A 21,775-nucleotide genomic window follows, 5' to 3' on the forward strand; every position below is an offset into this window, starting at 1 on the left:
ATCACCTCTCTGTGTTCTGGTTCGGCTCGGTCTCAGGGGTCCGGGTGTTCCGGGTGAACGGGGGCCGGGGCAGGCGCCTCGGCAGTCCGGCGATGCCGCCGGGCCGGGCGGCGGTCACCGCGATGACGACGGCGCCGAAGAGGAGGACGGCGAGATTGCCGTTGAGGCGCTGCCCCAGGTCGGCCGGGAGTGCGCTCGCGGCGGAGTCGACCAGCCACGGCAGGACGACGATGATCGCCGAGCCGGCGGCGGCGCCGCCGATGCTGCCGAGCCCGCCGACCACGGCGGCGACCACGAGCAGCAGCGAGAACCCGAGGCCGTAGGCGCCGGGGCTCACCGACTGGGTGGCGACCGCCAGCACGGCGCCGCCGAGGCCAGCCGCGAGCGAGCTGACGGTGAAGGCCCCGGTCTTGACCTTCGCGGGGTCGACCGCGGCGAGGCGGGCGGCGGTCTCGTCGCCGAGGACGGCGCGCATCCGCAGTCCGGCGCGGCCGCGGCGCATCGCCGCCAAGGGGGTGACCGCGACCGCGGCGACGGCGATGGCGAGCCAGGCGTGCCACTGCTCCACGGCGATCAGCGACGACAGCGCTTCGGGGACCGGGAAGAAGGGGGCGCCTCGCCCCTGGTCGCCGGCGAGGGCGGGGATCACGTTCGCGGCCGAGGGCAGGGCGATGACCATCGCGAGCGTGAGGCCGGCCAGGTAGGGGCCGCGGAGGCGCGCGGCGGCCAGGCCGAGCAGGAGGCCGAGGACGCCGGAGACGGCGACCGCTCCGCCGAGCCCGGCCAGGAAGGGGAGGGCGTCGCTGCCGGGGAGGGCTTCGGCGGCGGCGGTGGAGGCGATGGCGTAGCCGTAGCCTCCGGCGGCCATGAGCACGGCGTGGCCCAGCGACAACTGCCCGGTCAGTCCGACCAGGACGGTCAGTCCGGCGACGGCCGCGAAGCAGCCGGCGGCGGTGGCGAGCTGGTAGTTGCGGAAGGGGTCCAGGGCGAAGGTCGCGGCGATGGCGACGAGGGTGAGGAGCGCGGCGCGCAGCACCAGGCGCGAGGTGGGGGCGTTCATGCGGATCGGGCCTCCTTGGCGGCGAACAGGCCGCCGGGTCGCACCAGTAGGACCGCGGTGAGCAGTCCGAGGACGGCCAGCGGTGCGGCGGCGGCCGACACGTAGCCGGTGACGAGGCTGACCAGGACGCCGACGGCGAGGCCGGCGATCAGGGCGCCGAGCGGGGAGTCGAGGCCGCCGACGACGGCGACGGCGAAGGCGTTGACGAACAGCAGGTCGGCGGCGTGCGGGTTGAGGCCGAGTTCGGTGGGCACCAGCAGCAGCGCCGCCAGGGCGGCGGTGGCGACCGACAGCATCCAGCCGGCGGTCACCATGCGCGGGACCCGCACGCCGAGCAGGCGGGAGGTCTCGGGCGCGAAGGCGGCGGCGCGCAGTTGCAGGCCCAGGGAGGTCCGGCCGAACAGCAGGGCAAGGACGGCCATCACGCCGCCGGCGAGCAGCAGCACGAACAGGGCGTAGGCCGACAGGACGGGGATGTCGCCGAGCAGGAAGGGGCGCTGGGAGAACGGGGCGCGGACCGGCCGGTGGTCGGGCCCGAAGGCGATGGCCAGTCCGGATTGGAGCACCATGACCAGTCCGATCGCGACGATCATGCCGGGCAGCGGGGTGTCGCGCGGGACCAGCTTGAGCGGCCCGCGTTCGACCAGGGCGCCGAGCACGGCGCCGGCCGCGAGCGCGCCGGCCAGGCCGAGCCAGTAGGAGCCGGAGGCGGCGGTGAGGGCGAACGCGACGTAGACGGCGACGATGGCCATGGCCGCCTGGGCGAAGTTGATGACGCGGGCGGCGCGCCAGACGATCACCAGCGACAGGGCGAACAGCGCCAGGACGGCCCCGCGGGCCAGGCCGGTGGAGAGCAGGAATACGAGTCGGTCCATCAGAACCCCAGGTAGGCGTGCCGGAGGGCGGGATCGGCGGCGAGGGCGGCGGCGGGCCGGTCGGCCACCACCTCGCCGAGGGACAGCACCACGCCGCGGTCGGCCACCGACAGGGCGCCGGTGACGTTCTGCTCGGCCAGCAGCACGGTCAGGCCGCGCCGGGAGGCGGTCTCGCGGAGCACGCCGAGGAGCTGGGCGACCACGAGCGGGGCGAGGCCGAGCGACGGTTCGTCCAGCAGCAGCACGTCCGGTCGCGCGATGAGGGCGCGGGCCAGCGCGAGCATCTGGCGTTCGCCGCCCGAGAGGGTGTGGCCGGGGGCGTGGCGGCGGCGGGCGAGCGGTTCGAACAGCTCGTACATCTCCGCGACGGCGGCCCGGCGGGCGGCGCCGCGGTGGCGCCAGAGGGCGCCGAGCCGGAGGTTCTCCTCGACGGTGAGTTCGACGACGGTGCTGCGGCCTTCGGGCACGAGCGCGAGTCCGCCCCGCACGCGGTCCTCGGTGGCGGTGCCGGTCAGGTCGGCGCCGTCGAGCAGGACCCGGCCGCCGGCGGGGACGAGTCCGGTGAGGGCGCGCAGGAGGGTGGTCTTGCCGGCGCCGTTGGCGCCGAGGAGGGCGAGGACGGTGCCGTCGCCGATGTGGAGGTCGAGGCCGTCGAGGACGGGGGCGCCGTCGCCGTAGGCGACGGTCAGGTCCTCGATCGTCAGGGTGCTCATTGGACGCCCTCTCGGTCGGTGCGGGCCTCGAGTCCGAGGTAGGCGGCCTCGACGGCGGGGTCGTCGCGGACGGCGTCGGGTTCGCCGGCGGCGATGACCTTGCCGAAGTCGAGCACGACGACGCGGTCGGCCACGTCCATGACGAAGTCGACGTGGTGCTCGACCAGGAGGACGGCGCAGCCGCCGGCCGCCACCGCGCGGACGGTGGCGGCCAGCGCCTCGATGTCGGCGGCGCCGAGGCCGCCGGCGGGTTCGTCGAGCAGCAGCAGTTTCGGGTCGGTGACCAGGGCGCGGGCGAGGGCGACGCGTTTGCGTTCGGGGTAGGGCAGGGTGGCGGCGGGGTGCGCCGCCAGCGACGCGAGGTCGAGTTCGGACAGTACGGCGCGGGCCTTGGCGGCCTTGTCGGCGGCGCGGCCGCGGAGACTCGAGAGCGGCACCATGACGTTCTCGAGGACGGTCATGCGGTCGAACAGGCCGAGGCCCTGAAGGGTGCGGGAGACGCCCGCGGCCGCCAGGCCGGTGGTCGCGGCCGGCGCGGGGCGCCCGCCGATCCGCACCGCGCCGCGGCGGGGTTGGACCAGGGCGCAGACGGCGTTGAAGACGGTGGTCTTGCCGGCGCCGTTGGGGCCGATGAGGGCGACGGTCTCGCCGTCGCCGACCTCGAAGGAGACCTCGTCGAGGGCCTTGAGGCCCCCGAATGCCACTTCGAGGCCGCTCACCTCGAGTCGGGGCGCCGCTTCGGGCGGAGGGGTCGGTGTCATCTCGGGCTCGCACCTCTTCGTGTCGGAGTACCGCCACTGTATCGCAAATACCGACTAGACGGTATGTGACCGGCGCGACTTTTCGGTTTCGATTCGGACAACACCGCTCCGGCCGGGCTCAGCGGTGGGCGATACCGGCGGTCATGCCGCCGTCGACGACCATCTCGGTGCCCGAGACGTAGGCCGAGGCATCGCTCGCCAGGAACACCACCGCCCCGGCCGGGTCGTCGGGCACGCCCGGCCGCTGCAGCGGGATGATCAGGTCGTCGGGGTCGATGCGGGTGCTCATGTCGGTGCCGATGAAACCGGGGTGGACCGAGTTGACCCGGATCCCCGACGGGCCGAGTTCGACCGCGAGGGACTTCGACAGCCCGCGCACGGCGAACTTCGAGGCGGTGTAGCCGTGCAGGCGCACGCTGCCCCGCATCCCCTCCACCGAGGAGACGTTGACGATCGAACCGCGCCCGGCGGCCTTCATCGGCGGCACCACCGCCCGGCAGCCCAGGAACGTGCCGGTGAGGTTGACCTCCAGCACCCGGTTCCACTTCTCGAGCGTGAAGTGCTCGATCGGGGCGGCGTTGGCGATCCCGGCGTTGTTCACCAGCACGTCGACCGCTCCGAACGAGGCGACCGCCTCGGCGACGGTGCGCTCCCAGGCGTCCTCGTCGGTGACGTCGAGCTCGGCGAACCGGACACGCTCGCCCAGCTCGGCGGCCAGCGCATCGCCCTCTTCGGTCAGGACGTCGGCGATCAGCACCCGCGCGCCGGCCTCGTGCAGGGCCCGCACGCAGGCCGCGCCGATCCCGCGCGAACCGCCGGTCACGATCGCGACGCGGCCGTCCAGACCGGTCGCCGCGCCGCCGCTCACGCGGCCACCCGCACCACGAGCCGCCCGGTGGTCCCGCCGCCGGCCAGGCGCTGGACCGCGGCCGGGGCCTGGTCGAAGGCCACCGTCTCGGCCACCGCCGGCCGCACGGCGCCCTCGTCGGCCAGGCGGGTGAGCGCCTCGTGCGCCTGGTCGACCAGGTCGGGGCGGCGCTGCTGGTAGAGGGCCCAGTGGAGCCCGAGCACCCCGTAGTTCTTCACCAGGGCGTGTCCGGGGTGGACCGCCTGCTGCTCACCGCCGGCGAACCCGACCACGACGATGCGGCCCTCGAAGGCCACGCACTTGGTCGAGCGCTCGAACGCCGCGCCGCCGACCGGGTCGAACACCACGTCGGCGCCGCGGTGGTCCCGCTTGACCGCCGCGGGCCAGTCGTCGTCGCGCATCAGGACCTCGTCGGCGCCGGCGGCCGCGGCGGCCGCGGCCTTGTCCCTGTTTCCGACCACGCCGACCACGGTCGCGCCGGCGGCGGCGCCGAGCTGGCAGGCGGCGGTGCCGACGCCCCCGGCCGCGGCGTGGACGAGCAGGGTCTCGCCGGACCGGATCGCGGCGCGGCGGTGGAGTCCGAACCAGGCGGTCTGGTAGGCGATGGTCAGGGAGGCGGCGGCCGCGTCGTCGAGGCTCGGCGGCGCGGGGCGGACCGCCTCGGCGGGGACGGCCGCGTACTCGGCCATCACGCCGATCTTCGAGCCGACCACGCGCTCGCCCACCTGCAGACCGCTCGCACCGTCACCGAGCGCGGCGACCTCGCCGCACAGTTCGATGCCGGGGATGAACGGCGGTTCGGGGCGCTCCTGGTACTGGCCGCGGGCCAGCAGGACGTCGGGGAAGTTCACGGCCACGGCGCGCACCCGGATCAGGACCTCGCCGGGGCCGGGGGACGGCACGTCGACCTCGTCGAGCGCCATGACCCGTTCGGGTTCGCCGTGCGCGGTCACGCGCCAGGCGCGCATGGATTCAGCCATCGGTGCTCCTGATCCCTCGGAGGAACAGCTCGGTGAGCTGCTGGGCCACTTCGGTCTTGTCTTCGGGTCCTTCGGGCGAGTACCAGTGCGGCAGATAGTGGACGTCGGAGAAGAAGTGCGCGATGAGCACCGAGATCGGGACGTCGTCGCGGAAGCGTCCCTCGTCCCGGCCGCGGGCGATCAGCTCGGCGAACGCGTCGTGGTACTCGCGGCGGCGGCGCTTGACCTCCTTCTGCCGCTCGGGGACCAGCATGTGCTGGCTGCGGAAGAAGATGGTGCCCTCCTGCAGGAAGTCGATGGAGGTGACCACCACGTCCTCGCAGGCGGCCCTGACGACCTCCTCGGTCTCGCCGCCGGAGGCGATGATCTCGTCCAGGCGGCGCCGCTGGAGCGACAGCATCCGCTCGTAGATCGCGAACAGCAGGTCGTCTTTGGACGAGAAGTAGTGGTAGAGGGCGCCCTTGGTGACTCCGGCGGCAGCGACGATCTGCTGCACGCTGGTGTTGGCGTACCCTTGGGAGGCGAACAGGTCGAGGGCGGCCCGGAGGACCTCGTCGGCGACGCTGGTGGTCTTCATGGTCCCCATTCTTCACTCCGCCTGCCTGATGCTGACCCCGCCGTCGATCAGCAGGGTCTGTCCGGTGACCCACGCGGCGTCCTCTGACAGCAGGAACGAGGCGGGTCCGGCCACGTCCTCGGGCACGCCGAGGCGGGCGAGCGGGTAGCCGCCTGCGACCGCCTCCTCGCGGCCGTCGTAGAGGGCCTTGGAGAACTTGGTCTTGACCACCGCCGGCGCGAGCGCGTTCACCCGCACCTCGGGGGCGAGCTCCTCGGCCTGCTGGACGGTGAGGTTGATCAGCGCGGCCTTCGAGACCCCGTAGAAGCCGATGTTGGGGCTGGCGGCGGTCCCCGAGATCGAGGCCATGTTCACCACCGAGCGCAGGCCGCCGGTGGCGGCGGCCTCGCGCGTCCATTCCAGGGCCGCGATGACGTTGACCTCGAAGGTCTTGCGGGCGGCCTCGGGGTCGAGTTCGCTCAGCGGCCCCCAGGCGGGATTGACGCCCGCGTTGTTCACCAGGTGGTCGAGCGCGCCGAACCGCTGGAGCGCGTGCCCGATCGCCGCGGCGCGGTGCTCGGGGTCGTCGGCCTTGCCCGCGACGCCCGAGGCGCGGTTCTCGCCGAGGCTCGCGACCGCCGCCTCCAGGGCGTCCCGGTCGCGGCCGGTGATAACCACCGCTGCGCCCTCGGACACCAGCCGTTCGGCGATCGCGAGTCCGATGCCGCGGCTCGCTCCGGTGATCAGGGCGACTCTGCCTTCGAATCTGCTCACCACAACTCCATACCGTCTAGTCGGTTTGTGAGACCGTACCATACGGCCGGCCCGCGCGGTACGCTTCAGGCGCCCGCGGCTGCGATGATCGCCGCCGCGCCCGCCCTGGCATCCTAAGCGAATTTGGAGCGACCGTGCTGTCTGTCAACGCCTATGCGGCCCCCTCTGCGAACGATCCGCTGGTGGCGACCACCGTCGAGCGGCGCGATCTCGGCCCGCGCGACGTGCTGATCGAAATCCGGTACGCCGGAATCTGCCACTCCGACATCCACACCGTCCGCGGCGATTGGGGCCGGCAGTCCTACCCGCTGGTGCCCGGCCACGAGATCGTCGGCACCGTGGCCGAGACCGGCGCCGAGGTCGCCTCCCACGCGGTCGGCGACCGGGTCGGCGTCGGCTGCATGGTGAACTCCTGCCGGGACTGCGACACCTGCCGCCGCGGACTGGAGCAGTACTGTCTGCGCGGCAACACCATGACCTACGGCGGGATCGACGCCGACGGCACCGTCACCCAGGGCGGGTACTCGACCCACATCGTCGTGGACGAGGACTTCGTGCTCAAGGTGCCCGAATCGATCCCCTACGAGGCCGCCGCTCCCCTGCTGTGCGCGGGGATCACCATGTACTCGCCGCTGCGCCGCTGGGGCGCCGGCCCCGGCAAGCGGGTCGCCGTGGTCGGCCTCGGCGGACTGGGGCACATGGCGGTCAAGATCGCCCACGCCATGGGCGCCGAGGTGACCGTCCTGTCGCAGTCGCTCAAGAAGCGCGAGGACGGCCTGCGGCTCGGCGCCGACCACTACTACGCCACCTCCGACCCGAAGACGTTCTCGGAACTGGGTTTCAGCTTCGACCTGATCGTCAACACCGTCAGCGCGGGCATCGACCCGAACGCCTACCTCGGTCTGCTGAAGGTCGACGGCACCATGGTCGCGGTGGGCGCCCCGGCCGAACCGATGCCCGTGGCCGCGTTCAGCCTGCTGCAGTGGCGCCGCAACTTCGCCGGGTCCACCATCGGCGGCATCGCCGAGACCCAGGAGATGCTCGACTTCTGCGCCGAGCACGGCATCGCCTCCGAAGTGGAGGTCATCGCCGCCGACCGGGTCAACGAGGCCTACGAGCGGGTCCTGGCCTCCGACGTGCGCTACCGGTTCGTCATCGACGCCGAAACCCTGCGCTGAGGCCACGAAGAAGCGGGCCGCGGCCCATGAATGCGAGGCTATTGCATATTCCTTGCAATAGTAGGATCGCCTGCAGCCGTCCACGAGGGAGTGACCGTGAACCGAACGACCGACCTGATCGCGCTCGAAGAGCACCGCGGCGCACACAACTACCATCCGCTGCCGGTGGTGCTCGCCGAAGGCGAGGGCGCGTGGGTCACCGACACCGAGGGCCGCCGCTACCTCGACTGGCTCTCGGCGTATTCGGCGGTCAACTTCGGCCACCGGCACCCGAAACTGGTGGCCGCCGCCCGCGACCAGCTCGACCGGCTCACCCTGGCCAGCCGCGCCTTCCACACCGACCAGCTCGGCCCCTTCTGCGACGAACTGGCCGACCTGTGCGGCATGGACGCGGTGCTGCCGATGAACACCGGCGCCGAAGCGGTCGAGACCGCCGTCAAGGCCGCCCGCAGGTGGGGCTACACCCGCAAGGGCGTGCCCGCCGACCGGGCCCGGATCGCCGTGTTCGACGGGAACTTCCACGGCCGCACCACCACCGTCGTCGGCTTCTCCACCGACCGGGACGCCCGCGCCCACTACGGCCCCTTCGCGCCCGGCTTCGACGTGGTGCCCTACGGCGACACCGCCGCGCTGCGGGAGGCGATCGGCCCCGACACCGTCGCGGTGCTGCTCGAACCGGTCCAGGGCGAGGCCGGGGTCGTCATGCCGCCGGCCGGATGGCTCGCCGATGTGCGGGAACTGTGCAGCGCAGAGAACGTGCTGATGATCGCCGACGAGATCCAATCCGGACTCGGACGCACCGGCCACACCTTCGCCTGCGAGCGCGAGCAGGTCCGGCCCGACCTCTACCTGCTGGGCAAGGCGCTCGGCGGCGGGATCGTCCCGGTCTCGGCGGTCGCGGCCGACCGGGAGGTGATGGACGTGTTCACGCCCGGCTCCCACGGATCGACCTTCGGCGGCAACCCGCTCGCGGCCGCGGTAGGCCGCGAGGTGGTCGCCATGCTGGGCACCGGCGAGTGGCAGCACCGCGCCCGCGACCTCGGCAAGCACCTGGAATCGGCGCTGGCCGGACTCGACCGGTCCAAGGTGGCCGCGATCCGGGTGTGCGGGCTGTGGGCCGGAGTCGACCTGGCCGAGCCGGGCCCGTCGGCCCGGGAGGTGTGCGAGCGGATGGCCGAGCAGGGCGTGCTGTGCAAGGAGACCCACCGGACCACGGTGCGCATCGCCCCTCCCCTGGTCATCGAGCCGACCGAGATCGACCGGGGCGTGGCGGCCCTGGCCGAGGCCCTCGAGGGCTAGGAGCCGGTAACCGGAAGTCGCGGGAGCCCGGGGTGGGGGTCTCGATGTCGAGGTCGGCGAGCCTGTAGGCGATGAGGTTGGGCATAACGCGGCCCTCGGCGTCGGAGGCGTGTTCGACGGTGCCCTTGATGCGCATGGCCTTCGCCCCGGCCGCGATCGACCGCCAGCGCTTCCAGAGCCCCTGGGAGCAGATGACGTTGCCGATACCGGTCTCGTCTTCGACGGACAGGAAGGTCACGCCGCGGGCGGTCGCGGGGCGCTGGCGGTGGGTGACCACGCCGGCGATCTCGACGCGGGTGCCGTCGGCGGTGTCGGGGAGCCGGTCCATGGGAACGACGCCTTCGGTGGTGAGGCGGTCGCGGACGAGTTCGAGCGGGTGGGTCCGGGTCGACAGGCCGAGCCCGAGGTAGTCGGCGCGGGCCAGTTCGGTCTCGCTCATGCCCGGCAGGGTCGGGGGCCGGGCGGCCGGTCCGGTGCCGGGGAGCATGTCGGGGTGCTCGCGCACGGCACCGGCCGTCCACAGCGCCTTGCGGCGGTCGGGTTCGAGGCTGTCGAGGACGCCCGCGAGGGACAGCGACTCCAGATGTCCCTGGTTTAGTCCGGTGCGGCGGGCCAGGTCGGGCAGGTCGCGGAAGGGGCCGTCGGCGCGGGCGGCGACGATGCGGTCGGCGGCGTCGCCGCCGAGGCCCTTGACGCCGTCGAATCCCAGCCGGATCGTCGCGGTGCCGCGGACGGGACCCTCCGGGGGCCGGTCGGCCTCGATCAGGGAGGCGACCCGGGCGCTGGCGTTGATCTCGGGGGCGAGGACGTCGATGCCGTGGCGCCCCGCGTCGGCGATCAGACTGGCCGGTGAGTAGAACCCCATGGGCTGGCTGGCCAGCAGCCCGGCGTAGAACGCGGCCGGGTAGTGGCATTTGAGCCAGGCCGAGGAGTAGACCAGGTGGGCGAAGCTCGCGGCGTGGCTCTCGGGGAAGCCGAAGTCGGCGAAGGCCTTGAGCTGCTCGTATACCTGGTCGGCCCGGGCGCCGGTGAGACCCTTGGAGGCCATGCCGTCGTAGAGGCGCTCGCGCAGCCGTTCCATGCGTTCTTCGGACCGTTTGGCGCCCATGGCGCGGCGCAGCCGGTCGGCCTCGCCGCCGTCGAATCCGGCGGCGTCGATGGCGATGCGCATCAACTGCTCCTGGAACAGCGGCACCCCGTAGGTCTTGGCGAGCGCGTCGTGGAGGACCTCGGGGACCTGGTCGTGCCAGGGTTCGCCGTGGCGGCGGCGCAGGTAGGGGTGGACGGCCCCGCCCTGGATCGGTCCAGGGCGGATGAGGGCGACCTCGGCGACCAGGTCCTGGAACTCCTTCGGGCGCAGTCGGGGCAGGGTGGCCATCTGGGCGCGCGACTCCACTTGGAACACGCCGACGGTGTCGGCGCGGCAGAGCATCGCGTAGACCTCCTCGTCGTCGGGCGGCAAGTGCGCCAGGTCGATGCGGTCGCCGTGGCTGTCGGCGACGAGGTCGACCATCCGGTGCAGCGCCTCCAGCATGCCCAGGCCCAGCAGGTCGAACTTGACCAGTCCGGCGTCGGCGCAGGCCTCCTTGTCCCATTGGACGACGGTCCGGTCGTCCATGCGCGCCTGTTCGACCGGGACTATCTCCGAGACCGGCTGGTCGGTGAGGACCATCCCGCCGGGGTGGATGCCCAGGTGCTGGGGCAGGTCGGTCATTTCGGCGGCCAGGTCCTGGACGGCGGCGGGGATGGCCTCGGCCTCGTCGGCGTCCAGGCCGCGGTGGCGGTGGAGCCGCCCCGACCAGGCCGTGGCCTGGTCGTGGGGGTAGCCGAGTGCCTTGGCGGCGTCGCGGACGGCGCTGCGGGGCCGGTAGGTGATGACGTTGGCTACCAGGGCGGCCCGCTGGCGGGTGTACTTGCCGTAGACGTACTGGATCGCCTCCTCGCGGCGGCCGGACTCGATGTCGATGTCGATGTCGGGCGGGCCGTCGCGCTCGGCCGAGAGGAACCGCTCGAACAGCAGCCCGAATCCGACCGGGTCGACGTTGGTGATGCCCAGGGCGTAGCACACGGCGCTGTTGGCCGCCGAGCCTCGGCCCTGGCAGTAGATGTCGTGTCGGCGGCAGAAGTCGACGATGTCGGCGACGATCAGGAAGTACCCGGCGAAGCCCAGGTCGTAGATCACCCGGAGTTCGTATTCCAACTGCCGCCAGGCTCCGGGGATCCGCTCGGCCTCCCGCGGTCCGTAGCGCTGCTGCGCGCCGTCGATGATGAGGCGGGCCAGGTAGGAGAAGTCGTCGTGGTCCGGCGGGACCGGGAAGCGCGGCAGCCGGGGGTCGAGCAGTTTGAGGTCGAAGGCGATCTCTTTCGCCAGGTGCGCGGCGTACTCGACCGCTTCGGGGTGGTCGGCGAAGCGCACGAACATCTCGTCGGCGCTGCGCAGGTGCGCGCCGGGGCCGGCCGGCAGCCACGGGTCGGCCCGGTCGAGCGGCCGCCGGGCTCGGGTGGCGGCCAGCGCGGCCGCGACCCGGGCGCGGCGGGGCGTGGCGTAGTGGACGTTGTTGGTCGCGACGGCGGGGACGCCGCTGCGGCGGGCGATCGCGGCGAGCGCTTCGATCCGTTCGCCGTCGCCGGGGGCGTCGTGGCAGGTGAGTTCTACGGCGAGGTTGTCGCGGCCGCAGTAGTCGATGAGTTCGCGCAGGCGGCGTTCGGCGGCGTCGGGGCCGTCGGTCTCGAGTGCGGTGTTGAGGGGTCCTTTGCGGCAGCCGGTGAGGACGGTCCAGTGCCCCAGTCGGGCGTGTTCGGTGAGTTTGGCGAGCTTCTCGTACTGCGGCAGGTCCTTTTCCTCGGCGGCCTCGGACTTGGCCTTGGTGATCGCCTTGGACAGCCGCCGGTAGCCGGCGGGGCCGCGGGTCAGCACCACCAGGTGCTCTCCGTCGGGGTCGGGCCGGCCGCGGCGGGCCCGGGTCATGTCCAGGTTCAGTTCGGCGCCGAAGACGGTGGGCAGGCCGGCCTCGCCGGCGGCGGCGGCCAGCTCGGGGACGCCGTAGAGGCCGTCGTGGTCGGTGACGGCCAGGCCGGTCAGTCCCAGGCGGACGGCCTCGGCCACCAGTTCGGCCGGGGTGTCGGCGCCGTCGGCGAAGGAGTAGCAGGAGTGGCAGTGGAGTTCGGCGTAGTCAGTCATCCGGGCCGGCCGCCTTGGGGCGGGCCGGGCCGGCGGTGGTTTCGCGGTCCGCCATCTCGACCCCCGTGGAAATCGAACATGCGTATGAGTTCAACATACCGAATCGGTGGCACGGCACAAGCGCGAACGCGTGTTCGATAAATCTCAGGCGGGCGGCGGTCCGGCGGCGGACCGCTTCAATCGGTGATGTAGACGATCCATTCCTCGAGCGTGACACCGTCGAGGTAGCCGGTGTGGAGCAGTCCCTCCTCCGGGTCGATGATCGCGTACGAGCTCTGCGAGATCGCCCCGAATCGTTCCCAGACCTCGCCTTCGGGGTCGGACAGGTGGGTGATGCCCCCGGTGCCGGTGCGCTCGATGAACTCCGGCAGGGCCTCGGAGTCGGCCATGCCGCCGACGCCGATGAGGTTGATCTCATCGCCCCACCGGTCGGCCGCGGCGTTGACGTCGGAGCCCTGGGCGGCGCAGGTCGGGCACCACGGCGCCCAGAACCAGAGCACCGTCGGCGCGCCCTTCAGGGAGGTGCCCTCGAAGGGCTCGCCGTCCACGGTCGTGGCGGTGAAGTCGTAGTCGACCGGCTCGCCGACGCGTTCGGACTCCGCGGGGATGCCCGCCCCGGAGTCGGCGGGTTCGTCGCCGTCGGCGCCGCAGGAGGCCGCGGCGAGCAGCAGAACCGCCGCAAGCGCTGTCATCGCCGGTCGTACTCGCACGTCGTTCCCTCCGCCTTCGGTGTCGTCCCGCCCTCGGCTTCCATTATGAGCCCTCGGCACCGTACACCGGGCACGACCTACTCGGTCGTGCCCGGCCGCGGGTCAGCAGGTGATGGAGACGGTCGGCGTGGTGTAGTTCCAGTATTGCGGTATACCCTCGCCGCTGGCGGATCCGCTCACCCTGGCGTGGTAGTCGCCGGACTGGCAGTTCTGCTCGAACGCGATCGCGGAGGCGAAGCCGAGCCCGCTGTAGGCGGAGCCCGAGTCCACGTGAGTGCCGTCGCGGAACAGGTGGACGTCCGCGGTGGCGGTGACGAGGCCGGAACCGGGGCAGTTGACCTGGGCGGTGGCGTAGACGGTGCCCGAACTGTTGGTACTAGGCAGGTCGAAATTGAAGTAGCACGAGGGCGCCGCCTGCGCGCTGGGCGCGACCATTACCTGGACTCCGAACGCCGCCGCCAGCGCTGCGGTGACGGCGGCGACCCGCATGGCGATCCGGCGGGGCGCACCCGGCCTCTCCCGTTTCGGGAGGCCGGTCGGGATGAGACGTTTAAGCATACGCATTCCCCTATCTCTCTGCTGAGCTGTCGATCTCGGTTTCGAATGGTCGGATTCGCGATACCGCCACGGCCCGATGGTTCGGCCGCGCCTCATTCTGTCGGCTTGTCTCCCAATCGATCGGGGCGCCGCCGGACGGCCGGGGCGACAACAGGACCGTATGCCGGGGCCGTGCCCCCGTCCAGACGGCCGAACGGTCGTCTGGACACGGGAGGCCCGTTTCTGGTATGAGTTCGCGCTTTTCGGTGCCTCCATCGGGGCGGGCCGGATTCGCAATCGGATGAGCCAGGATTCCGGTTTACATCAGGTTCACAGGCCCGTTCCTACGGTGGCGGCATGAGGAACCTACTGGTGATGGCGGCGGCTGTCGTGATATTGGCCGCCTGCACTTCCGAAGCCGAAGGCCCGGACGGCGATCCGCCCGAAGAGAAGGCCGCGGTGTGCGACCCCGAACTGGCCGAAGCGCTGAGCCGGTGGGCCGACGCCGGATACAGCGGCTCCATCGCGATCACTTCGGGCGGCGAGTTCGGCTGCCGCGCGGCCTTCGGCATGGCCGACGCCGAAGCGGGGGTCGCCAACATGCCCGAGACGGTCTTCGCCATCGGCTCGGTGAGCAAGGCCTTCACCGCCGCGGCCGTGTTCGACCTGGTCGACGCCGGAGCGCTGGCGCTCGGGGACCGGGCGGGCGACCTGCTGCCGGGGCTCGGCGGGCCCGCGGCCGAGGCCACGGTGGAGCAACTGCTGCTCCATACCGGGGGCCTGGCCGGGGCGCACGGCACCGACCACGAGCCGCTCGGGCGCGAGGAGGCGGTCACAGCGTTGGGCGCCTTGGAGACCGCGTTCGAACCCGGCACCGACTACCGGTACTCGAACGCCGGCTACTCGCTGCTGGCGCTCCTCGTCGACGAGCTCTCGGAGTCCTCCTACCGCGAGTACCTGGCCGAGCGGATCCTCACCGTGGGAGACGGGCGGGTCGGCGGCTTCTGGGACGGAGAACCGGCCGCGCCCGGGCCGCGGGCGGCCGGCTACGAGGACGGCGAGCGCGCCGCCTCGGACGGGGGCTTCGACGGCCCGCACTGGGCGCTCGACGGCAACGGCGGCCTCGCCATGAGCGCGGTCGACCTGGCCGCGTGGACCGCGGCGCTGTTCGGAGGCGAGGTGGTCGCCCCGGAGGCGGTCGAGGCGCTCACCGCGACCGGCTTCGACCACGGCGACGGATCGACCGAGGTTCCCGGCTGGATTCGGTTCGGCCGGCAGAGGTACGGCGTGCCGGTCTACATGGCCTCCGGCGGCGGAGGCGGCACCGGGCACCACGCGGTCTCGGCATGGCTGCCGGAGTCGGACCGGTCGGTCGCCGTCACCTCGAACACCGACGAGATCACGGCCGCAGAGCTGTTGGAAGCGGTGGGCCCGGCGCTGGCCGCCGGAGAGCCGGTGCCGGTGCCCGAAGGGCAGGACGTCGAGGTGGATGCGGCGGAGCTGGAGCGGCTCGCGGGCCCGTACTCGCTCGAGTCGGGCGGGACCTTGACCGTGGCCGCTGAAGCCGGCCGTCTCGTGGTCGCGGCCGACGGCGCCGACGCGGTCGCGGCGATGTCCGAGCCCGGCGGCGGCTTCTCGGCAGAGGAGGTCGAACGGCACGAGGAGGCGGTGCTGGCGCTGCTCCGCGGCGAGTCCGAAGCCGGGTCGGCCGAGCGCGAGGCGGTGGAGTCCGAGCTCGGGGCGATCGAGGGCCTCGATCCGGTCGGCACCGTCGTCGAGGACTTCGAGCTGCGCACTTACGTGCACGTCCAAGGGGCGGACGGGACCCGGCTGGCCTGGTATGCCCTCGACGAACACGGCGGCCTCGCCGCGGCCTGGCTGGAGGCCGAGCCGCCGGAGTTTAGTCTGGTGCCGGTCGGCGACGACGAATACCGGCAGGGGAACCTCAGCGGCGCCGGCCTGGGTCTGCGGGTGCGCTTCGAGGGCGACCTGATGGTCGTCACCGGGTCCGAGGGCACCGTCGAGGCCCGCCGCACCACCTGAGAGGAGGCGGGGTCTTGCGCGTTCTGCTGGTCGAGGACGACCCCGAGCTGGGCCCGGTGGTCGCCATGGGCCTGCGCAACGAGGCCTACGCGGTCGACCACGTCCGTTCCCGCGCGGAAGCCGAGGAGCTGCTGTGCGCGGGCGAGTACGACGTGGCCTGCCTGGACCTGGGCCTGCCCGACGGGGACGGCATGGAGCTGATCGGGCGGCTCGGGGAGGACGACCACCTGCGCCGCCCGCGGCGCATCCTGGTGCTGACCGCCCGGGACGCGATCGACGACCGGGTGGCCGGGCTCGACGCCGGCGCCGACGACTACCTGGTCAAGCCGTTCAGCTTCCAGGAGCTGGCCGCACGGCTGCGGGCCCTGGCTCGGCGGGCCGACCACCGGAGCGCGGTCCTGAACGTCGGCGACCTGCGGCTCGACCCGGCCTCGCACCGGGTCTGGCGGGGCGGGGCGGAACTGCGGCTGACCGCGCGGGAGTTCTCGATGCTGCGGTACTTCATGCACCGGCCCGGCCTGGCGGTGTCGGCCGAGGACCTGCTCGAACACGTCTGGGACGCGCACGCCGATCCGTTCACCGCCTCGGTGCGGGTCATCCTGAGCCGCTTGCGGCGCAAGCTCGGCCGACCGGACCCGATCGCCACCGTCACCGGCGTCGGCTACCGGCTGGAGGAGGCGCCGTGATCGGTGCGCTGCGGTCCCTGCGGGCCCGGCTGGCGCTCGCCGGCGCCCTCGCCATCTACCTGCCGGTGCTGCTGGTCTTCGCGGTCACCACCGTCACCGAGCGGGAGTTCACCGAGATCGGCCCGGACGGCGCGGGCTGGGCCGCCTCGGAGACGACCGTGGCCCCGTCGGCGTGGGCGGTCGCCACCGTGGTGGCGCTCGCGCCGGTCGCGGTGGGGCTGGCCTGGTGGTGGTCGGGCCGGGCGGTGCGGCCGTTCATGCGGGTCCGCGCGGCCGCCGAGCGGATCGAGGCCTCCGACCTGAGTCTGCGGATCGGGATGCGTCGCGGCACGACCGAGGCGGTGGCGCTGGCCGCGGCGTTCGACGCCATGCTCGACCGACTGGAGCGGTCGGCCCGGGTGCAGCGGCGGCTCATCGAGGAGGCCAGCCACGAGCTGCGCACGCCGCTGTCGGTCATGATCACCGGCGCCGAGGTGCTGCTCGACCATCCCGAGCCGGATCCGGCGCTGTACCGCGAAGGGCTGGAGCGGACGAGGACCGCCGCCGAGCGGATGCGGGCGACGATCGGGGATCTGCTGGTCGACGCGCGCGGCAGGGCCCGCACCATCGAGCGGCGGCCGGTGGACCTGGTGGCGCTGGTGCGCACGGTCTTCGAGGAGTTCGCCGGGGCGGCGGCCTCCGGCCCGGTCGAGCTGGTGCTGCGCGAGTCGGGGCCGGTCGAGGCCGGTGTGGACGGCCCGACCGTGGCCAGAGCGGTCGCGAACCTGGTCGAGAACGCGGTCAAGCACTCCCCGGGCGGCTCGGCGGTCGAGGTCGAGGTGGCCCGGAACGGAACCGACGCCGTGGTCGCGGTGACCGACCACGGTCCGGGGATCCCCGAGCCCGAACGGGAATCGGTCTTCGAGCGGTTCTGGCGCGGCGACCGGGCGCCGGGGACCGGGCTCGGGCTGCCGATAGCCCGCCAGATCGCGCAGGCGCACGGCGGCGAGGTCGAGGTGGCCTCGCCGGGTCCGGCCGGGGACGGTTGCCGGTTCGAGCTGCGCCTCCCGGTCGGCCCGGATCAGTGACCGGCCGGCGAGGTCGGGATCTCACCCGGGTGCGCGAGCAATGGCTGGATTCCGTCGATAACACTAGTATATTTCCAACGATAACATTATCGCTAGCAAAATGATGTTACCGTTGTTACATGGGAGAACGAGGTGAAGTGCGCAGGCGGATCGTCGAGGCGGCGGCGAAACTGCTGGAGGAGCAGGGCCGCGAGGCGGTGACCACCAGGGCCGTCAGCGCCGCCGCCGGTGTGCAGCCACCGACCCTCTACCGGCTGTTCACCGACATGCGGGGCCTACTGGACGCGGTCGCGGCCGCCGGATTCGACGACTACCTGGCTCGCAAACACGGTCAGACCCTGACCGACGACCCGGTCGAGGACCTGCGCGAGGGCTGGAACCTCCACATCGAGTTCGGGCTCCAGCACCCGGCGCACTACCTGCTCATGTACGGGCGGCCCGACCCCGACCACCCCAACCCGGCCTCAGAGGCGGCTATGGACCGCCTGCGGATGCTCGTGGAGCGCGTCGCGGCGGCCGGGAAACTCGCGGTCGGAGTCGAGACCGCCGTGAGCATGATCAGCGCCGGCGGTCGCGGCCTGGCCCTGCACCTGATCGGGACGCCGCCCGAACATCGCGATCTCGACCTGTCGCGGCGGATGCGGGAGTCGACGATCGGTGCGATCACCGGCCAAGCCCGCCGGGCCGAGCCCCCCGATTTCGCCAGGCGGGCGACCGCCCTGAAGGCGGTGCTGGGCGAGACCGGAGCCCTGTTCACCGACGGGGAGCGTGCGCTCCTCGAGGAACTGCTCGACCGCCTGGCCGACGCCCCGCCACCGGACGGGGAGCAGACCGCCTCGACCCCGACCGGTCGGCGCGCGGAGTCCGAGCTCCAGCCCTGGCGGTGAAGCCGTTCGAAACCGTCCAGCAGCACGTCGAGAGCGAACTCGAACGGCCGCCGCCCACGACCGCGTCGGCGCTGGGGCCGGTCTGCAAGGGGTTCGGGGCCGAGACCCTGGACCTTCCGGCGCCGTGGCCATCAGGTGGTCTTGCGGGCGACCAGGCGCTCGATCAGGCCCTTTTTGAAGCGGTCCCGCTCCTCGATGACGAGCCCGGCGGCCTCGACGTGCCGGAGCGGGCGCCGGCGGAAGTGCTCGCCGCCGAGCGGGACCGAGCCGAACTCCACCGTGCGCTGGATCGCGCGGATCCACCAGGCGCCGCCGACGACGTGGTCGGCCAGCAGCAGGCGGCCGCCCGGGCGCAGCACCCGCACCATCTCGGACACACTCTTCGCGTCGTCGGGCACGGCGCACAGGGAGAAGGTGCACACCGCCGAGTCGAAGGAGCCGTCGGGGAAGCCGAGCCGCTGGGCGTCGCCCTGGCGCAGGTCGGCGTCGATGCCGAGCTCCCGGGCCCGCCGCCTGGCGCCGTCGAGCATCCGCGGGCTCAGATCCACGCCGGTCAGCTCCACATCCCGGCGGTAGTGCTCGAGGTTCAGGCCGGTGCCGATGGCGACCTCCAGGGTCCGGCCGCGGGCCCGGCCCCCGATCCAGGCCCGGGTGTCCTCGAAGAACCGGCGCTCGGCCCACTCCATGTTCCGGTCGTAGGAGGGCGCGTGCTTGTCCCAGCGGCGACGCAGGTCGTCGAGGGTCTTGATGCGTGCCATGACGGGTCCTCGTCCCTGAACGGTTTCGCGCTGCCGAACCCAGCCTACGGCGGCGGGCCGCGGCGGGAGAGCGCGCTTGACAAGCGCCGCTGTATCGGTACAGTACCGTTTGCCGCATCACCGAACCGAAGGATGGAACCATGGCCGGCGACGTCGTGCCCGCAGTAGTCAACCTGGACCTCGAGGGTCCCCGGATCAACCGGCACGTGTACGGCCACTTCGCCGAGCACCTGGGCCGGTGCATCTACGGCGGGTTCTACGTCGGCGAGGACTCCGGCATCCCCAACGAGGGCGGGATCCGCCTGGACGCGGTCGAGGCACTGCGCGCGCTCGACATCCCCAACCTGCGCTGGCCCGGCGGCTGCTTCGCCGACGAGTACCACTGGAAGGACGGCATCGGCCCCAAGGCCGACCGCCCGGCCATGGTCAACACCCACTGGGGCAACGTGGAGGAGAACAACCACTTCGGCACCCACGAGTTCATGGCCCTGTGCGAACTGCTCGGCACCGAGCCGTACATCTCGGGCAACGTCGGCTCGGGCACCGTCGCCGAGATGAGCGACTGGGTCGAGTACCTCACCCGCGACGGAGACTCGCCGATGGTGCGCCTGCGCAAGGCCAACGGCCGGGACGAGCCGTGGCGGGTCCGGTTCTGGGGCCTGGGCAACGAGACCTGGGGCTGCGGCGGCAACATGACCGCCGAGCACTACGCGAACGAGGCCCGGCGCTACGCCACCTACTGCCGCGACCACGACGGGAACCGGCTCTACCGCATCGCCGCCGGCGCCTCGGACTTCGACTACGCCTGGACCGAGGCGCTGATGAAGCAGCTCTCCCACCTCGGCTGCCGGCGCGTCGAGCGGCCGCTCTACCAGGCGGTGTCGGTGCACTACTACACGATCACCGGCTCCTGGGAGCACAAGGGCAGCTCCACCGAGTTCGGCACCGACGACTACTACGCCACGATGGCCCGGGCCGCCCGCGTCGACGAGGTGCTGACCGGCCACGCGAACGTGATGGACTGCTACGACCCGCAGCGGGAGATCGGGCTCGTCCTGGACGAGTGGGGCACCTGGTGGGACGTCGAGCCCGGCACCAACCCCGGATTCCTGTACCAGCAGAACACGCTGCGGGACGCGCTGGTCGCCGGCGTCCACTTCGACATATTCCACAAGCACGCCGACCGCCTGGTGATGGCCAACATCGCCCAGACGGTGAACGTGCTGCAGGCGATGATCCTGACCGACCCCGAATCGGAAGCGCTGGTCCTCACCCCCACCTACCACGTGTTCGAGATGAACAAGGGCCACCAGGACGCGGCCGGCCTGCGGGTGGACCTGCCCGGCCGATCGCCCTCGAAGCGGATCGGCGACGACGATCTGGCGACGGTGTCGGTCTCGGCCAGCCGCAAGGACGGCAAGGTCCTGTTCTCGCTGTCGAACCTGGACGCCGAGGAGGAAGCCGAAGTGGACCTGGACCTGCGCGGCGGCGGCGTGGGCGAGGTGACCGCGAGGATTCTCACCGCCGGGGCCCTACAGGCCCACAACACGCCCGAGCGGCCGGACGCGGTCGCACCGCGGCCCTACGACGGCGTGCGGCCGACCGGCAAGGGCCTGCGGGTTCGCCTGCCGGCGCACTCGTTCGTGACCGTGGAGGGCGCCGTCGCCTAGGTGCGCGTACACGTGTGCGGCATCGATCCGGCATTCGGCGCGCCACGGTAGGCTCGACGGCGCGACTCCACAACGCCAGAAGGGAGGGGACGTGGGCCGAGCGACGGTGACCATGAGCGACGTGGCGCGGTTGGCGGGGGTCTCCAAGATGACCGTCTCCAACGTCGTGAACAACCGCACCGGTGTCAGCGACCCGGTGCGGAACCGCGTGCTCGACGCCATCCGGCAGTCCGGATACCGGCTCAACGTATCGGCGCGCACGCTCAAATCCGGGCGCACCGGCGTCATCGGCCTGGCCGTGCCCGAGATCGACAACCCCTACTTCGGGCAGCTCGCCGCGAAGGTGATCGAACAGGCCGAGCCGCAGGGCTTCCACGTCGCCATCGAGCAGACCGGCGCCGCCGCCTCCGGCGAGCTCGACGCGATCGCCCAGTCCCACCGCCTCGAATTCGACGGGCTCATCCTCAGCGCGGTCGTCGTCGACCCGGGCGACCCGCGGCTGCGGTCGAGGGACTTCCCGATCGTGCTGCTCGGCGAGCAGGAGTTCGGCACGGACTTCGACCACGTGCTCATGCCCAACGAGGAGGGCAGCAAGGCCGCGACCGAGCACCTGTTCGAGCGCGGCTGCCGCCGCCTCGCGACCGTCACCGGCGCCAAGCTCGACCGGATCAACGTCGAGGCCCGCCGCTACCACGGTTACCAGGCGGCCCACCGGGAACGGGGCATCGAAACCGACCCGGCGCTGCTGGTCCAGCTCAAGGCCATGAATCTGGAGGGGGGCCGGGAAGCCGGGCACCACCTGGCCGAATCGGGCGTCGACGGCGTGGTCGCGGTGACCGACATCGTCGCCCAGGGCGTCATCCGGGGCCTGGCCGACCGGGGCGTCCGCGTCCCCGAGGACGTCCGCGTCATCGGCTACGACGACATCATGGAGGCGGGCTACACGGTGCCGTCCCTGTCGACGGTCGCGCCCGACCACCGGTGGATGGCCGCGACCGCGGTCGACCTGGTCGTCGCCCGCATCGACGACGACTCCCACCCCACCGGCGAGCACATCGCGCCCTTCGAGCTCAAGCCGCGCGAATCGACCCGCTGACCGCGCGGCCGCCGGGGCGGTTCCCGCGCCGTCGATCGTGACGTACCTTCGTGGAGTGGACGAGACAGCGACCGCC

At 72.4% G+C, this 21,775-nt stretch carries 20 protein-coding genes; 8 read left to right on the plus strand and 12 right to left on the minus strand.

The features are described from left to right. Position 1: 1 nt before the first annotated feature. From CUT39_RS01075 to CUT39_RS01110, 8 genes are all read right to left on the minus strand, one after another. The gene (locus tag CUT39_RS01075) at positions 2-1,060 is read right to left on the minus strand and encodes a branched-chain amino acid ABC transporter permease (RefSeq protein ID WP_100444103.1); all 1,059 of its coding nucleotides are present in this window, start codon (positions 1,058-1,060) and stop codon (positions 2-4) included. After that, positions 1,057-1,935 (minus strand): branched-chain amino acid ABC transporter permease, encoded by an 879-nt coding sequence (locus CUT39_RS01080; protein WP_100444104.1) that lies wholly within the window; start codon positions 1,933-1,935, stop codon positions 1,057-1,059. Before CUT39_RS01080 ends, CUT39_RS01075 begins: the two co-directional genes overlap by 4 nt. Further along, positions 1,935-2,648: an ABC transporter ATP-binding protein gene (locus CUT39_RS01085; protein WP_100444105.1), complete on the minus strand. Its 714-nt coding sequence runs from the start codon at positions 2,646-2,648 to the stop codon at positions 1,935-1,937. The genes CUT39_RS01080 and CUT39_RS01085 overlap by 1 nt, the downstream gene beginning before the upstream one ends. Then, positions 2,645-3,409, minus strand: a complete 765-nt coding sequence (locus CUT39_RS01090; protein WP_100444106.1) for an ABC transporter ATP-binding protein — start codon at positions 3,407-3,409, stop codon at positions 2,645-2,647. Before CUT39_RS01090 ends, CUT39_RS01085 begins: the two co-directional genes overlap by 4 nt. Before the next feature lie 118 nt (positions 3,410-3,527). After that, the gene (locus CUT39_RS01095; RefSeq protein ID WP_100444107.1) at positions 3,528-4,277 is read right to left on the minus strand and encodes a glucose 1-dehydrogenase; all 750 of its coding nucleotides are present in this window, start codon (positions 4,275-4,277) and stop codon (positions 3,528-3,530) included. Then, positions 4,274-5,257, minus strand: coding sequence for an NADPH:quinone oxidoreductase family protein (locus CUT39_RS01100; protein WP_232805509.1), 984 nt, complete (start codon positions 5,255-5,257; stop codon positions 4,274-4,276). Before CUT39_RS01100 ends, CUT39_RS01095 begins: the two co-directional genes overlap by 4 nt. Further along, positions 5,250-5,834, minus strand: a complete 585-nt coding sequence (locus CUT39_RS01105; RefSeq protein WP_100444277.1) for a TetR/AcrR family transcriptional regulator — start codon at positions 5,832-5,834, stop codon at positions 5,250-5,252. Before CUT39_RS01105 ends, CUT39_RS01100 begins: the two co-directional genes overlap by 8 nt. A 12-nt stretch (positions 5,835-5,846) precedes the next feature. After that, entirely contained in the window at positions 5,847-6,629 is a 783-nt protein-coding gene (locus CUT39_RS01110; RefSeq protein WP_100444109.1) for an SDR family oxidoreductase, read from the minus strand. A gap of 92 nt (positions 6,630-6,721) precedes the next feature. Here CUT39_RS01110 and CUT39_RS01115 point away from each other — a divergent pair, with 92 nt between their 5' ends. Both CUT39_RS01115 and rocD read left to right on the plus strand, forming a co-directional pair. Continuing rightward, entirely contained in the window at positions 6,722-7,765 is a 1,044-nt protein-coding gene (locus CUT39_RS01115; protein WP_100444110.1) for an NAD(P)-dependent alcohol dehydrogenase, read from the plus strand. 96 nt (positions 7,766-7,861) lie between these two features. Then, positions 7,862-9,064, plus strand: a complete 1,203-nt coding sequence (rocD, locus tag CUT39_RS01120; RefSeq protein WP_232805511.1) for an ornithine--oxo-acid transaminase — start codon at positions 7,862-7,864, stop codon at positions 9,062-9,064. On the opposite strand, the gene CUT39_RS01125 is transcribed toward rocD, so the two are convergent. From CUT39_RS01125 to CUT39_RS01135, 3 genes are all read right to left on the minus strand, one after another. Further along, positions 9,003-12,245, minus strand: a complete 3,243-nt coding sequence (locus CUT39_RS01125) for an error-prone DNA polymerase (RefSeq protein WP_100444112.1) — start codon at positions 12,243-12,245, stop codon at positions 9,003-9,005. The genes rocD and CUT39_RS01125 overlap by 62 nt on opposite strands. A 176-nt stretch (positions 12,246-12,421) precedes the next feature. Beyond that, a complete protein-coding gene (locus tag CUT39_RS01130; protein WP_157930417.1) occupies positions 12,422-12,955 on the minus strand; it encodes a redoxin domain-containing protein in 534 nt (177 codons plus the stop codon). Positions 12,956-13,057: 102 nt separating this feature from the next. Continuing rightward, positions 13,058-13,513, minus strand: coding sequence for a hypothetical protein (locus CUT39_RS01135; RefSeq protein WP_157930418.1), 456 nt, complete (start codon positions 13,511-13,513; stop codon positions 13,058-13,060). 336 nt (positions 13,514-13,849) lie between these two features. On the opposite strand from CUT39_RS01135, the gene CUT39_RS01140 reads away from it, so the two are divergent. The 4 genes from CUT39_RS01140 to CUT39_RS01155 all read left to right on the plus strand — a co-directional run bounded on the left by CUT39_RS01140 (position 13,850) and on the right by CUT39_RS01155 (position 18,175). Then, positions 13,850-15,535, plus strand: a complete 1,686-nt coding sequence (locus tag CUT39_RS01140; RefSeq protein ID WP_100444115.1) for a serine hydrolase domain-containing protein — start codon at positions 13,850-13,852, stop codon at positions 15,533-15,535. Between the two features lie 14 nt (positions 15,536-15,549). Beyond that, positions 15,550-16,221 (plus strand): response regulator, encoded by a 672-nt coding sequence (locus tag CUT39_RS01145; RefSeq protein ID WP_100444116.1) that lies wholly within the window; start codon positions 15,550-15,552, stop codon positions 16,219-16,221. Then, the gene (locus CUT39_RS01150; protein WP_100444117.1) at positions 16,218-17,288 is read left to right on the plus strand and encodes a sensor histidine kinase; all 1,071 of its coding nucleotides are present in this window, start codon (positions 16,218-16,220) and stop codon (positions 17,286-17,288) included. The genes CUT39_RS01145 and CUT39_RS01150 overlap by 4 nt, the downstream gene beginning before the upstream one ends. 119 nt (positions 17,289-17,407) lie before the next feature. Further along, on the plus strand, positions 17,408-18,175 hold the full coding sequence (locus tag CUT39_RS01155) for a TetR/AcrR family transcriptional regulator (protein WP_100444118.1): 768 nt from the start codon (positions 17,408-17,410) through the stop codon (positions 18,173-18,175). Positions 18,176-18,306: 131 nt separating this feature from the next. On the opposite strand, the gene CUT39_RS01165 is transcribed toward CUT39_RS01155, so the two are convergent. Then, a complete protein-coding gene (locus CUT39_RS01165) occupies positions 18,307-18,933 on the minus strand; it encodes a class I SAM-dependent methyltransferase (RefSeq protein ID WP_100444119.1) in 627 nt (208 codons plus the stop codon). 140 nt (positions 18,934-19,073) lie between these two features. Between CUT39_RS01165 and CUT39_RS01170 the strand changes: the two genes are divergently transcribed. Then, positions 19,074-20,603, plus strand: a complete 1,530-nt coding sequence (locus CUT39_RS01170) for an alpha-N-arabinofuranosidase (RefSeq protein WP_100444120.1) — start codon at positions 19,074-19,076, stop codon at positions 20,601-20,603. A gap of 91 nt (positions 20,604-20,694) precedes the next feature. Next, on the plus strand, positions 20,695-21,699 hold the full coding sequence (locus tag CUT39_RS01175; RefSeq protein ID WP_198586774.1) for a LacI family DNA-binding transcriptional regulator: 1,005 nt from the start codon (positions 20,695-20,697) through the stop codon (positions 21,697-21,699). Positions 21,700-21,775 lie beyond the last annotated feature (76 nt).

The sequence above is a fragment of the Glycomyces xiaoerkulensis genome, assembly GCF_002798405.1.
GTDB lineage: Bacteria > Actinomycetota > Actinomycetes > Mycobacteriales > Micromonosporaceae > Glycomyces > Glycomyces xiaoerkulensis.

What these genes read in the sequence shown, in the direction of transcription:
- CUT39_RS01075 (WP_100444103.1), bottom strand. Translation starts at nt 1,060, where the DNA reads ATGAACGCCCCCACCTCGCGCCTGGTGCTGCGCGCCGCGCTCCTCACC.
- CUT39_RS01080 (WP_100444104.1), bottom strand. Translation starts at nt 1,935, where the DNA reads ATGGACCGACTCGTATTCCTGCTCTCCACCGGCCTGGCCCGCGGGGCC.
- CUT39_RS01085 (WP_100444105.1), bottom strand. Translation starts at nt 2,648, where the DNA reads ATGAGCACCCTGACGATCGAGGACCTGACCGTCGCCTACGGCGACGGC.
- CUT39_RS01090 (WP_100444106.1), bottom strand. Translation starts at nt 3,409, where the DNA reads ATGACACCGACCCCTCCGCCCGAAGCGGCGCCCCGACTCGAGGTGAGC.
- CUT39_RS01100 (WP_232805509.1), bottom strand. Translation starts at nt 5,257, where the DNA reads ATGGCTGAATCCATGCGCGCCTGGCGCGTGACCGCGCACGGCGAACCC.
- CUT39_RS01105 (WP_100444277.1), bottom strand. Translation starts at nt 5,834, where the DNA reads ATGAAGACCACCAGCGTCGCCGACGAGGTCCTCCGGGCCGCCCTCGAC.
- CUT39_RS01110 (WP_100444109.1), bottom strand. Translation starts at nt 6,629, where the DNA reads ATGGTACGGTCTCACAAACCGACTAGACGGTATGGAGTTGTGGTGAGC.
- CUT39_RS01125 (WP_100444112.1), bottom strand. Translation starts at nt 12,245, where the DNA reads ATGACTGACTACGCCGAACTCCACTGCCACTCCTGCTACTCCTTCGCC.
- CUT39_RS01135 (WP_157930418.1), bottom strand. Translation starts at nt 13,513, where the DNA reads ATGCTTAAACGTCTCATCCCGACCGGCCTCCCGAAACGGGAGAGGCCG.
- CUT39_RS01140 (WP_100444115.1), top strand. Translation starts at nt 13,850, where the DNA reads ATGAGGAACCTACTGGTGATGGCGGCGGCTGTCGTGATATTGGCCGCC.
- CUT39_RS01155 (WP_100444118.1), top strand. Translation starts at nt 17,408, where the DNA reads ATGGGAGAACGAGGTGAAGTGCGCAGGCGGATCGTCGAGGCGGCGGCG.
- CUT39_RS01165 (WP_100444119.1), bottom strand. Translation starts at nt 18,933, where the DNA reads ATGGCACGCATCAAGACCCTCGACGACCTGCGTCGCCGCTGGGACAAG.
- CUT39_RS01170 (WP_100444120.1), top strand. Translation starts at nt 19,074, where the DNA reads ATGGCCGGCGACGTCGTGCCCGCAGTAGTCAACCTGGACCTCGAGGGT.